The organism is Streptococcus sp. S784/96/1 (genome assembly GCF_902729355.1).
GTDB classification, from domain to species: domain Bacteria; phylum Bacillota; class Bacilli; order Lactobacillales; family Streptococcaceae; genus Streptococcus; species Streptococcus caledonicus.
Genome location: NZ_CACVCC010000003.1, coordinates 117,199 through 130,706 on the forward strand (window position 1 = coordinate 117,199; position 13,508 = coordinate 130,706).

A 13,508-nucleotide genomic window follows, 5' to 3' on the forward strand; every position below is an offset into this window, starting at 1 on the left:
AATTTTCCTATTCTACCATTAATGTAAAGATAGCTGGGCTAAAGTTGACAAGTGAGGATAAATCAATTTTCTGACCATCGACTGTAATCTGTGCAGCTTGAGGTATACCTATTGTAACATGTGATAATGACCCTTTGTTGACAGATACTGTAAACTCTTTTTGTTCTTGTGTCAAGGTAGTTGCTCGTTCTCCATTTAGAGTATCATTTAAACTTACCCAACTTTCACCATCTTTAAGTGTAAAAGTAACATCAACTACCTCTTTATCGGTTTGAAATGCTACAACAGAATTACCATCTTCCTGAGCTACTGCTTTAATTGTTGAGGGAAGTTCAGTAATTGTTGAAGTTGTTGTCTCTATTGAGGTTGTTATTTCCGTTTCGGTAACTGTTTCTGACGTTTCTGTTATTTCTGTTGTGGCATTAGTAAAAGGCCATGGCAATTGCTTAATAACAAAATAACCAGCTAATGCTACAATTGCTAAGCTCAAAAAACTAATAATTACTTTAGGTAAAATTGATTTTTTTTGAGTTTTTTCACGGTGGCTACGACGTCTCCTATGAGCCATACGTTCCATAGGAATATTTTCTTCATCTGTAGAGGTTAATTTTGAAACTGATTCATTTTCTCTCATTTGTGATAAGGTATTTTGAAATAAATTTTGTTCTCGGTATTGAATAAGAATCTCACTAGCCTCCAAATCAACCGACTCTGCATAACTACTCAAATATAATTCAACTTGATCGGTTGGTATCAAACCAAATTGATCCAACTCTAGTGCTAGAAGATGGTGAGATGCAATACCTGTTTGATGTTCAATATCTGTTAATTGAAATTGTTTGGCTAAACGCGCTTCACGCAAAATATCACCAATCATTTTACCATTCATATCATTTAAAATTCCTTCCTAGTTTAAGTACTTTTATTATTATAGCAAAAAATATGATGTTTTCATGTTATTTCGGAAAAACAATGAACTCTGTTTTTTCTGCAAAATTAAAGAAATGTTCTCCAAAAGTAACAATAGTTTCTAAATCTAATTTGGTCAGTAAGTGTGGAAAATCAAAATAAGAATACTCATCATCTTGATATTGTAAAAATTGATGACCTAATTCCTCTATGTTATCTAAACTTCTAATAAACTCACCATAAATTTCATTTTTTATTGTGATTAAGTGTTCTTGATTAATATCTTTATTTTCCCTAATGTTGGTTAAATTTTTACGAAGTTGAGTTCCTGTAGCAATTGGTTGTTCTGTATCTAGCATCAAAATAACAAAACTAAATCTGTTAGAAATTTCAATTTCAATATCGAAAGAATCATCAATTTTACCTTTGTCATACCATTCTTGATAACGCTGAGATGTCCAACCAAATAACATTGCCAAAAATAGTCTTAGAGCCAACTTCTGTTCTACTAAGGATAATTCAGGCCTTATTTGTCCTCTAAAACCAAGAGCTAGTTTTGGAGTTGTTACATCCATTTGAATAGATGACTTCGTAATAGGCTTTGATAATTTAAGGGGAGGTCTCAAAATTTCTGGTAATGTTTTCCGTCTCCTTGTCTCTTTTTTCCTAACAATTCTATCAACCACCTTAACATCAAAATCTCCTACTAAAATTAATGTCTTAAAGTCTGGTCTATAAAACGTATCAAAATTTTCTTTCAAATCTAATAAAGATAACTCTTTAATTGATTCTCTAGTTCCTGCAACATCACTGGATAAAGGAGTATCCGGATACAAATTAGTCAAGACTCCACTATACAGACGAAAATCAGGATCATCTTGATACATTGCAATCTCTTGTTCTATGATTGCCTTTTCTTTGTTAATACTCTCTTCATCTATATGTAAACTTGATGTAAAATCTAATAGCAACTGTAAAGATTCCTCAAAAGATTCTACTGTTGAAAAAAAGTAAGTGGTCTGGTCAAATGTCGTGTAAGCATTACTGTCTGACCCCATATTGGTAAAATGATTTCCAACGTCCTCACCTTTTTTGTCTCTAAATAATTGATGCTCCAAAAAATGAGCAATACCAGAAGAGTAATTTTTTGGATTAGAATCTATTGTAACATTTGTGTCAACAGAACCAAAATCTATCGTCAACATTGCCAAACGTTCTTGAAAACCTTTTTTGGGAAGATAGTAAACTTTCATTCCATTATCCATATATCTAAAGTATATTTCTTGGTTTAAAAATGGATAATCAATCTTTTCTAAGCGACTCATCTGATTCTCCCTCCAAAAAATAAACAGCCTGTAACTTCATCAGACCAACCGCAGCGACAATATCACGCTTTGAGACTTTATCAATGTTATCAATAAATAATTTAATACTAGGACTTTCTTTATCAAACATAACACTGCTATACATTTGTTCAATTAAGGACTTAGGATTATCCATGGACATCTTAGCATTTCCGATAAGCATTTGTTTAGTTTGCTCCACTAATTGTTTTGAAAAACGTCCTAATTTTAATTCATTAATTTGTTGATTGATTACCTTAAATGTCTTTGCTCTGCTATTTTTTTCAATACCGGCATAAATTCTCAAAAAGCCTGAAAAAGCATCGTATCGACTGCCAACAGTATATGCTAAACTTTCTTTTTCTCGAACCACAGAGAATAATTTAGAATGTGAAAAACCTCCTAGCATTCCTTCAGCAACAAGCATAGCATAATAGTCTTTGCCACCGTAGTAAATTGGAATATGATAACCTAATTGCAAAATAGACTGAGTCGTTTTTTTAGTAACAACTTTTTCTCTAACAATATTTATAAACTCCTGACTGTAAACTTTTTGTAAATTTACCTGTCTATCTACTAACGGAAAATGAATCAGCTGACGCGTTGCTTGATAATCATCAAAATCTCCTAAAAGAAAAATATCTATTTTATCTTCCTTGAGCATCTTTTGAAACTCTTGATAAGCTGTAAAAGCATTTTCTTTTTGAATTAAATCTTTTTTCCCATATTTTGAAATTTGAAGTGCCTGTTCTTCATAGTAAAGTTCTTGTAAACTAATACTACTATTATAAAATTGATCTTGCTCATCTATTTCAAGATATCTAATAAGATTCTTTTTTTCAATATCAAAAGTTTTAGTTTGATATTTTTCTAATGAAATTAATGGACGAAATAGAACCTCTCCAAGAATAGCTAACACCTCACTTAGAAGATTTTCTTGTCCCAACACATAGCGATTACTGACAAAAGAAATATCAATATCAACAATATGAATATTTCCTCGAACACTAACATTAGTTGAAAAACTTGTACCGTAAAGATTAGCTAAGCGTTCACGAAAAATTTTATTGTTTGGAAAAGCTTCGCTAGCTGTCGCTAACATTTGTGCTACAAGAACTCTCCGAGAAACTGTTTTTATCTGGCGATGACCCGAAAAACGAAAAGTAAGATGATTTGTCTTAAATTGCTGGTTTTTAATAAAATGTAAGTCTACACCCTCTGCTAATTTCATGGCACTTCCTGTCTAAATTTAATCTCATCTATTATAACATTTTATGATATAATTATCTTTACAGAAAGTCGAGGTTTTTATGGAATATACATTATTTGATGATTTTATTACTTTACAAGCTCTATTGAAGGAGTTAAGTATTATTCAAAGTGGTGGGGCAATAAAAAGTTTTTTAACTAATAACATTGTACTTTTTAACGGTGAGAAAGAAGAACGTCGCGGAAAAAAAATTCGTGTAGGAGATATTATTGAATTACCAGAACAAAATATTATAATCACATTAAGAAAACCAGATGAAATAGAAATCCAACATCATCTTGAAGATTTAGCTGAAAAAAAACGAGTTGCTTCCCTAGTCAAACAACTCAATAAAACTAACAAATCAAAGAAAAAATTACCTTCTAAAAAAAGTCAAAGTAAAGAGATAAAAGACATCCGTCCGGTTAGATTTCCAGGAACATAGATATGTGGATTGAAAGTATATCACTAACAAATTATAGAAACTACAGAACACTAAATGCAGAATTTTCTCCTGGTCTTAATCTTTTTATTGGTGAAAATGCTCAAGGAAAAACAAATTTTTTAGAAGCGATTTATTTCCTTTCACTGACACGTAGTCACCGTACACGTTCTGATAAAGAATTAGTACACTTCAATGAAGTTGACTTGAAATTGACAGGTGTTGTCAATCGTGTAAACGGTAAAGTTTCACTTGATATTATCTTAAACGGTCGTGGTCGTACTACAAAAGTTAATCACCTCAAACAAGCAAAACTTTCTGATTATATCGGGACAATGACAGTTGTACTCTTTGCACCAGAAGATTTACAATTGGTAAAAGGGGCACCTGCTTTAAGACGTAAATTTATTGATATTGATTTAGGACAAATCAAACCCTTGTATCTTTCTGATCTCTCAAACTATAACCATATTTTAAAACAAAGAAACTCCTATCTAAAAAACTCTCAAACAATTGATGACACCTTTCTTGACGTTCTTGATGAACAATTAGTTTACTATGGTACTCGAGTTATGGAGCACCGATTTGACTTTGTTAAAGACTTAGAAAAAGAAGCTGATAAACATCATTATAGCATCTCTAACAAAATTGAAAATTTAAAATTAAACTATATCTCATCAATAAAGTTTACAGATAATTTTGACATATCTGTAAACTTTATTGAACAACTAAAAACAAGTCGTTCTCGTGATATCTATAAAAAAAATACAGGAGTAGGACCTCATCGTGATGATTTAGAGTTTTATATAAATGAAATTAACGCTATATTTGGTAGTCAGGGACAACAACGGAGTCTCATATTATCTCTAAAAATGGCTGAAATCGCTCTATTTAAAAAAGTCACTGGCGATAATCCTATTCTTTTACTTGACGATGTTATGAGTGAACTTGACAACAATCGTCAATCTCAGCTACTTTATAATATTATTTCAGAAAATGTCCAAACTTTTATAACAACTACAAGTTTAGAACACTTAAAGGAATTACCAAAAAATTTGAAAGTATTTTATGTCAAAAATGGATCTGTACGTGAATAATTGTGGTTACATGAACTTTAATTCAAAAATATAGATTATACTTATATAAAAAGAAGGTTGAGACACAAAAAATATCTCAACCTTCTTTTTTGATAGTAATAACAGATAGACGCAGTTGGTGGATTAGAAGTCTGCAATTGGATACTTCTTCTTTTTCAAGTGTCCACCTAAAATAGTCCACTGGACTATTTTAGTACCACGCAATCGTTAGCGGCCATCCTATACGAATGTGATGAACGTCGTTCATCTTATTTCCAACCTCCAAAGGTCTGGGAGATCTTTGGAGCTGTGCAGAGGTGGGAGTGAAAGTGTCCAGTGGACAGTTTCAGCCTGAGCTTAGAAATCAGAGAGCGAGGGGAAGTCAACATTTCGAAATCATGACTTCTTTCCCACTCTCGTTTTTTTGTTTTAGTGTTTAGTTTTTGTCCAGACTCATTTTTTGTTACTATATTATCTATCTCAACTCAGACTTAATTATTTACTAAGAATTATTAGAGAATACAGCGACATTCTTTTTATTTCATAGAATAGTTTGGAGCTTCATTCGTAATTTGAACATCGTGAGGATGGCTTTCAATTAAACCTGCTCCTGACATTTCAATGAACTGAGCATTATCGTGAAGTTCTTCTAGATTTGCTGCACCAACGTACCCCATACCAGAACGGATACCACCAATCATTTGGAAAACAATATCTGAAACAGCTCCTTTATAGGCTACACGGCCTTCAATTCCTTCTGGAACAAGCTTATTAGCCTCATTAACGGTTCCTTGGAAATAGCGATCACTTGAACCTTTTTTCATTGCTGCAATTGAGCCCATACCACGGTAAGTTTTGAATTTACGTCCTTGGTAAATTTCTGTTTCCCCTGGTGCCTCATCTGTACCAGCAAACATTGAACCAAGCATGACAGCATCTCCACCGGCTGCAAGAGCTTTTACGATATCACCTGAATATTTAATACCACCATCTGCGATGATTGTTTTTCCATACTCGCGAGCAACAGATGCAGCATCATAAATTGCAGTTACCTGAGGAACACCTACACCTGCAACAACACGTGTTGTACAAATCGAACCTGGACCAATACCAACTTTTACTACATCAACACCCGCTTCATAAAGAGCACGTGCTCCTTCAGCTGTGGCAATGTTACCAGCAATCAAAGTACGATTTGGGAAATGAGAACGGATTTCAGCGATTTTACGAAGTACACCTGCAGAATGACCATGTGCAGTGTCAATAACAATAGCATCAGCACCTGCTTCAAACAGAGCCTCTGCACGCTCGAAAGTATCAGATGTCACACCAACAGCACCTGCTACTAGAAGACGACCGAATTCATCCTTGGCTGCATTTGGAAACTCAATAACTTTCTCAATATCTTTGATTGTGATAAGACCTGATAAACGCCCATTTTCATCAACTAAAGGCAGTTTTTCAATACGATGTTGGTGAAGAATTTTTTCTGCTATTGCTAAATCAGTACCAACTGGAGCAGTAATCAACTCCTCTGATGTCATATGTTCTGAAATGAGAGAATTAAGGTCAGAAATGAAGCGCATATCACGATTAGTAATAATACCTACCAATTTACGATTTTCAACAGATTCAACAATTGGAACACCTGATATACGATAGCTTTGCATTAAATCTTCAGCCTCTGAGACCTTATTATTTGGTGTTAAGAAGAATGGATCGATAATAACACCATTTTCTGAACGCTTAACTCTGCGAATTTCTTCAGCCTGTTGCTTAATAGACATGTTTTTATGAATAACACCGAGACCACCTGCACGAGCAATAGCAATAGCCATCTTACTATCTGTTACTGTATCCATAGCGGCAGTAATAATTGGAATATTTAATGTCAAATTGTCAGCAAGTTTTGTCTGCATATTAACATCGTTTGGTAAAACATGACTTTCTGCTGGAATAAGTAATACATCATCAAAGGTAAATCCCTTTTTCAAAAATTTTGTGTCCCAATTTGACATTTCTTATGCCTCTTTTCTCTTTATTTTTTTAAGTTATTAAACTTATTATTTTTTCTATGATATCATTCTAAAATTATTTGTCAATTATTCCGAATAAAAATAGTTATTTATAGAAAAATAGTTATTATTTGCTAAAAATAACAAACATTTATCAAAAATTATCAGTCAATAGGTAAAGATAATTCCTGATGATTTTTTTTAGAATCAGCTATAATGTTTTTCAAATATGAGATGATAAAACCATCAAATTGATTTTCTATGAGGTTAATTCCCTCTGAATACTCTTCTAAATTACTTGATTTTCCAGCAAAATAATCAGCATTTAAACTAGCAAAATTATCTCTAACTAATGTTATTTTTTCTTGCGGAAGCTCCGAATCAGAAGTCCATTCTTTACTTTTACGTTTAGCCACCTCTTCCATAAAAATTCGAGAATACTCTGAAAAGTGTAACAATTTTTCATTATTTATATCGTTACTCTTAGCCCAGTTCTCGACGTTTACTTGCTCTACTTGATAATCCAAATTTTTAGCATCCACTGCTATCTTTCCATACTGGTGCGGAGAAACAGCCAATGAAGATGTTATTATCTCAGTGGGTTGCCCCTCGCTGATGTGCTGGATATGAATATGACCACTAAGATTTAAAAAAACTTGAGAATTTTGATATAAAGCAGATAATTTAGGAGATTGATCAATTAAAAATCCAGAGCTAAAATCAGGATTGTGTGGAAGTAAATTCTGATGGCTAATACCAATCACCTTAATTTTATTTTTTTCAGCCTCTTTCAACATTGATTCAATCCATTTTAGAGTATCAGAAGAAAGTTTATTGTCAGCATTGCTATTACTGTCAACAAATAAAAACCATAAATCCCCTCTAGCACTGTAAACATAAGACAACGATTTGTCATCTCTGTGTAAAGATTCTTGTAATCCATAGTTCTTATAAATCTTTGCAAATTCTTCTTTCGAAATCGAATCAACTAATTCGTAATTCTCACCTTTGAATTTTGCTGCGCTAGAACGATCAATATCATGATTTCCTGGCATAACAAGTACAGTTACTCCCGCATTCTTTATACGAGCTAATTTCTTTTCTAAATCTATATGGCTTTGTTTTTCACCATTAAAGGTCAAATCTCCACTGATAATCAAAAATTCAGGTTTATCTGCCACCATTTTATCAACAAAAGCTTCCGTTATCTCTTCGATGAAATACATATTTTTACCGTCAGCATTATCAACCATGTCGGTAAAAAAGCTACCATCATCATGTAAAGACGGCGACAAGTAGTGTAAATCTGTTGCTACAACGATTGAAACAGGTGCCTCAGAACTAGTAGGTGCATTTTTTACTGCTTGATGTTTAAACTGAGAGATAATAAGGTAACTGACAATCATGCTCAGTAAAATTAATGTAAATCTTATGAAACATTTTTTCATGTGTTTATCAAAAAGGGAATGTAGCGATATCGCCCACTCCCATCCTTTCAATTTTAGAAGTAATTAATTCCCATCGCAGATTTTACTTCTGATAAGGTTTGAGCTGCTACTTGACGTGCTTTTTGACTGCCTTCTTCAAGCATACGGAAGACTTCTCCCATATCTTTAGCGTATTCTAGACGGCGTTCACGAATAGGAGCTAATTCACGTTCCAAGATGTCTAAAAGGTAACGTTTGGTTTTGACATCTCCAAGACCGCCACGTTGATAATGTTCTTTCATCGCCTCAATTTCATCCTTATCTGATTCTGTTCCAAAAATATCAAGATAATGGAAAACCATGTTGCCTTCAATTTGTCCAGGGTCTTCCACACGGATATGGTTTGGATCGGTGTACATGCTCATGACTTTTTTACGAACAGTTTCAGCGTCATCAGACAGGTAGATGCCATTTCCGAGAGACTTCGACATTTTAGCATTACCATCAAGACCAGGGAGGCGACCAGCCTTTTCATTTTCAGGATAAATACCTTCTGGCTCCACCAAAACCTCACAATTGTAGGTATGGTTAAAGCTACGAGCAATCTCCCGTGTTTGCTCAATCATTGGTTTCTGGTCGTTACCGACTGGCACAAAATTAGCTTTAAAAGCTGTGATGTCTGCGGCTTGAGAGATTGGATAAACTAGGAAACCTGTTGGAATAGATTCTCCGAAACCTTTTTGAGCAATTTCAGTTTTAACCGTTGGATTACGTTCAAGACGTGCTAACGAGACAAGGTTCATATAGTACATGGTCAATTCTGCTAGCTCGGGAATCTGACTCTGAATAAAAATGGTTGATTTAGTAGGGTTAAGACCAACAGATAAATAATCCAAGGCAACATTTCCAATGGATTCCTTGATAGCTGCAGATTCTCTGGCATGGTCAGTGAGGGCTTGCTGGTCTGCTAAAAAAACAAACATATCGTACTTCTCTTCATTTTGAAGTAATACACGATTTTTTAAACTCCCTACATAGTGACCTAAATGTAGTTTTCCGGTGGGACGATCCCCTGTTAAAATAATTGGTTTAGACATGTTATCTCCTTTACTTTTTTGTCAACTTTATTTTACAACGTTGTCAACTTTGCGGAAGTAATCTTCCTTGGTTAATCTGTAATGAACCATTGTAACCATTCTTTCATCAACTTTCTTGTCAATCTTTGCATATGGTTCTTCATGGCTAAACAACATTCCTGACTTCTGCATGACACGCCCAGAAGCAGGATTTTCTTTATCGTGTCGTGCGATTAAACAGTTCATTTGTAAGTCTTCGAAAAAGACTTGAAGTATTTTTGTGACTGCCTCGGTCATATATCCTTTGTCCCAATAGTGTTTATTTAAGGTATATCCTATTTCAGCTCGACGCACATCTTCGGCGATTTTCATTAAATCAACGGTTCCAATAAATTGACCAGTTTCTTTGATAACGATGCCCCAACGCCCTAGAGGATTAGCTAGGTACAACGAAGCAATATTATTTTTGGTCTCTTCAAGAGTTTTATTAACTGGAAAGGTCCAACGAACATTCTCTTCATCAGATGCATAGGCAAACATATCATCAGCATCTTCGAGCCGTACAGGTCTTAGGTGAAGTCTATCCGTCTCTATAGAGCAGAATTTAGCTAATGCTTGGTAAATATTCTCCATATATCCTCCAAAAGAAAAACTCACGCTTAAAAAGCGTGAGGGCATAATCATATTGATACGCGGTACCACCTCAATTGATAACTTTACAACTTTTGTAAAAAAATTTACAATTAGTTGTCAACTCAGTAAAGTATCATCTCTAGTACGATAAGGTGTACCAAACCTGAAACGTATGTATTGGTTCCACGTGAAACATCAGCCCATTCACTCTAACTCACTACTGACTTTCAGCAACCGCCAGTTCTCTTTGAAAGTAAAGTTAAAATTACTCTTCTGAATACTCATATTTTATGAAATCCCTTCAAATTTGTCAAGTTTCTATCTTGTCAAGAACTTGGATTTAAGGGATAATAGAGGAGCTGAAAAATAGAGAAAGTGGGTTATCATGAAAAAACGTTTAGTTGATTTCGGATTAGTAACAATTGGCTCATTTATTGTAGCTATTGGATTTAATACGATGTTTTTAGAGAATAATATAGCTTCTGGAGGAATGGGAGGGTTGGCAGTTAGTTTTAAAGAAATATTTGGCTGGAATCCTTCAACTTTTTTGTTGCTAACTAACATTCCTCTTTTAATACTATGTTTAGTATTTTTGGGTAAAGAAACCTTTGTTAAGACCTTTTATGGTTCTTGGATCTATCCATTTGCTATAAAGTTGACATCAAATTTACCAACGTTAACACATAATCCATTGCTTGCAGCAATCTTCGGAGGAGTGATTGTAGGAATCGGTTTAGGATTGGTCTTTTGGGGAAATTCTTCAACAGGGGGAACAGGCATTCCAACACAGATTTTGAATAAGTACACGCCATTATCATTAGCGGTAGCAATGACAATTGTCGATGGTTTCAGTGTTGCTATGGGTTTTTTGGCTTTTGATTCTGATACAGTGATGTATTCCATTATAGCCTTAGTTGTTATTTCATATGTCGTTGGAATTATGGAAAATGGTTTTAATTCTTCAAAAACCATTATGATTGTTTCAAATAATAGCGAGGCTATACGATCTTACATCATTCAAAAAGCTAATCGCGGGGTAACACAAATTCCTGTTAAGGGAGGCTTAGATTTTTGCGATAAAATCATGCTGATGACAACAATAACGAGCCATGAATTGCCAAAAATGCAACAGGCAATTATAGAAATAGATGAAACAGCCTTTGTTGTTGTAATGCCTGCTAGCCAAGTCATGGGACGTGGTTTTAGTTTGACAAAGCACTATATTCGTGAGAACGATGATATTTTACTTCCAGGCTAGTAATTTTCGTTGAAAAAAATAGGTAAATTCGATAAAATGTTAGGGATAGATAAGATATTAAAAAACGAGGTAATATAATTGTTAACAGTTTCAGATGTGTCGCTACGTTTTAGCGATAGAAAACTTTTCGATGACGTAAACATTAAGTTTACAGCAGGAAATACCTATGGATTGATCGGTGCCAATGGTGCTGGAAAATCAACCTTTTTAAAAATTCTTGCTGGAGATATCGAGCCTTCAACTGGTCATGTATCTCTTGGACCCGATGAGCGTCTTTCGGTTCTTCGTCAAAATCACTTTGACTATGAAGAAGAACGTGCAATTGATGTTGTCATCATGGGGAATGAAAAACTTTATAACATCATGAAGGAAAAAGATGCCATTTACATGAAGGAAGATTTTTCAGATGAAGATGGCGTTCGTGCTGCAGAACTTGAAGGCGAGTTTGCAGAACTTGGTGGATGGGAAGCAGAAAGTGAAGCTTCTCAATTATTGCAAAACCTCAATATTCCTGAGGACCTTCATTACCAAAATATGAGTGAACTTGCTAATGGTGATAAGGTTAAGGTTTTGCTTGCTAAGGCACTGTTTGGCAAGCCAGATGTTCTTCTTTTAGATGAGCCGACCAATGGTCTTGATATTCAATCTATTTCATGGCTTGAAGATTTCCTAATTGATTTTGAAAATACCGTTATTGTTGTGTCCCATGACCGCCATTTCTTGAATAAAGTATGTACCCACATGGCTGACCTTGATTTTGGTAAAATTAAACTATTTGTCGGTAACTACGATTTCTGGAAACAGTCTTCTGAATTGGCTGCGCGACTTCAAGCAGACCGTAATGCCAAAGCTGAAGAAAAAATCAAAGAACTTCAAGACTTCATTGCACGTTTCTCTGCAAATGCATCTAAATCAAAACAAGCGACTTCTCGTAAGAAAATGCTTGATAAGATTGAATTGGAAGAAATTGTTCCATCAAGTCGTAAGTACCCATTTATCAATTTCAAAGCTGAGCGTGAAATTGGTAATGACCTGCTAACTGTAGAAAACCTTTCTGTTAAAGTTGATGGAGAAACCATCATTGATAATATCAGCTTTATTCTTCGTCCAGGAGATAAGACTGCAATTATCGGTGAGAATGATATCCAAACGACAGCTCTTATGCGAGCTTTAGCGGGGGATATTGAATACGAAGGAACCATTAAATGGGGAGTAACCACTTCTCAGTCTTATCTTCCTAAGGATAATACGAAAGATTTTGCTTCAGGTGAGCCAATTTTGGAATGGCTTCGTCAATTTGCTGCTAAAGGTGAAGATGATGATACTTTCTTGCGTGGTTTCCTTGGCCGCATGCTCTTCTCAGGAGATGAAGTTAAGAAGTCTGTTAATGTTCTTTCTGGTGGGGAAAAAGTGCGCGTGATGTTGTCTAAATTGATGTTACTTAAATCAAACGTGCTCATTCTTGATGATCCAACGAACCACTTGGACTTAGAGTCTATTTCTAGTTTGAATGATGGGGTTAAAGATTTCAAAGAATCGGTTATCTTTGCCAGTCATGACCATGAATTTATTCAAACGATTGCTAACCACATTGTTGTGATTTCTAAAAACGGTGTTATTGACCGAATTGGTGAAACCTATGATGAATTCCTTGAAAATGAAGAAGTTCAAGCTAAGGTTAAGGCTCTTTGGGCTTAATCATACTACCCTAAAAGAAATCGTCTGGTGATTCCAGACGGTTTTTATAGTGAGTTGAATAAGGTTAGAACATCGTTAAGTCAATTTGATAAACTCTAGTTCTTTTTCTTTCATCAGTTTCTTGAATCGTCCTATCCCTTTTTCAATCAAGCTATAGCTAATAGAAATTGGTCAAAGCTAAGAGAAGTGGATGTGTGGAGCGCACAAATAATCAAAGAGAGTGGGACAAACCAGCACGATGGCAGATCCTACACCCACAAAACAATGACAACCAATAGGCAAAGCCCTCGCTAAGTGCGATACTCTTAGTGAGGGCTTTGTGGTTGATAACTTAATGATAAATCTATCAAGGGACAAACTAATCCACTCTATCTACGAGAAC

At 34.7% G+C, this 13,508-nt stretch carries 11 protein-coding genes; 4 read left to right on the forward strand and 7 right to left on the reverse strand.

Translation table 11 applies throughout. The annotated features are described in order from the left end of the window. Positions 1-7 precede the first annotated feature (7 nt). From GZ996_RS01930 to yfmF, 3 genes are all read right to left on the reverse strand, one after another. Entirely contained in the window at positions 8-889 is an 882-nt protein-coding gene (locus tag GZ996_RS01930; protein WP_161978695.1) for a helix-turn-helix domain-containing protein, read from the reverse strand. A gap of 67 nt (positions 890-956) precedes the next feature. Beyond that, positions 957-2,234, reverse strand: coding sequence for an EF-P 5-aminopentanol modification-associated protein YfmH (yfmH, locus tag GZ996_RS01935; RefSeq protein ID WP_162011212.1), 1,278 nt, complete (start codon positions 2,232-2,234; stop codon positions 957-959). Further along, complete coding sequence (gene yfmF / locus GZ996_RS01940; protein WP_161978693.1) at positions 2,212-3,483, reverse strand: EF-P 5-aminopentanol modification-associated protein YfmF; 1,272 nt, start codon at positions 3,481-3,483, stop codon at positions 2,212-2,214. The genes yfmH and yfmF overlap by 23 nt, the downstream gene beginning before the upstream one ends. A 79-nt stretch (positions 3,484-3,562) precedes the next feature. Here yfmF and yaaA point away from each other — a divergent pair, with 79 nt between their 5' ends. Together yaaA and recF are read left to right on the forward strand one after the other, a co-directional pair. Further along, positions 3,563-3,946 carry a S4 domain-containing protein YaaA gene (gene yaaA, locus GZ996_RS01945; protein ID WP_156805770.1) on the forward strand — a complete coding sequence of 128 codons (384 nt, stop codon included), beginning with the start codon at positions 3,563-3,565 and terminating at the stop codon, positions 3,944-3,946. 2 nt (positions 3,947-3,948) lie between these two features. Continuing rightward, entirely contained in the window at positions 3,949-5,040 is a 1,092-nt protein-coding gene (gene recF / locus GZ996_RS01950; RefSeq protein WP_156805769.1) for a DNA replication/repair protein RecF, read from the forward strand. A 515-nt stretch (positions 5,041-5,555) separates the two neighbouring features. Here recF and guaB read toward each other — a convergent pair. The 4 genes from guaB to GZ996_RS01970 form a co-directional block, all read right to left on the reverse strand. Then, on the reverse strand, positions 5,556-7,037 hold the full coding sequence (guaB, locus tag GZ996_RS01955; RefSeq protein WP_162011213.1) for an IMP dehydrogenase: 1,482 nt from the start codon (positions 7,035-7,037) through the stop codon (positions 5,556-5,558). A gap of 161 nt (positions 7,038-7,198) precedes the next feature. Then, complete coding sequence (locus GZ996_RS01960; RefSeq protein WP_162011214.1) at positions 7,199-8,482, reverse strand: metallophosphoesterase; 1,284 nt, start codon at positions 8,480-8,482, stop codon at positions 7,199-7,201. A 53-nt stretch (positions 8,483-8,535) separates the two neighbouring features. Further along, on the reverse strand, positions 8,536-9,558 hold the full coding sequence (trpS, locus tag GZ996_RS01965; protein ID WP_156805766.1) for a tryptophan--tRNA ligase: 1,023 nt from the start codon (positions 9,556-9,558) through the stop codon (positions 8,536-8,538). A 27-nt stretch (positions 9,559-9,585) separates the two neighbouring features. Beyond that, positions 9,586-10,170, reverse strand: coding sequence for a GNAT family N-acetyltransferase (locus tag GZ996_RS01970; RefSeq protein ID WP_162011215.1), 585 nt, complete (start codon positions 10,168-10,170; stop codon positions 9,586-9,588). Between the two features lie 385 nt (positions 10,171-10,555). On the opposite strand from GZ996_RS01970, the gene GZ996_RS01975 reads away from it, so the two are divergent. Both GZ996_RS01975 and GZ996_RS01980 read left to right on the forward strand, forming a co-directional pair. Then, entirely contained in the window at positions 10,556-11,428 is an 873-nt protein-coding gene (locus tag GZ996_RS01975) for a YitT family protein (RefSeq protein WP_156805764.1), read from the forward strand. A 78-nt stretch (positions 11,429-11,506) separates the two neighbouring features. After that, on the forward strand, positions 11,507-13,126 hold the full coding sequence (locus GZ996_RS01980) for an ATP-binding cassette domain-containing protein (protein WP_156805763.1): 1,620 nt from the start codon (positions 11,507-11,509) through the stop codon (positions 13,124-13,126). Positions 13,127-13,508 lie beyond the last annotated feature (382 nt).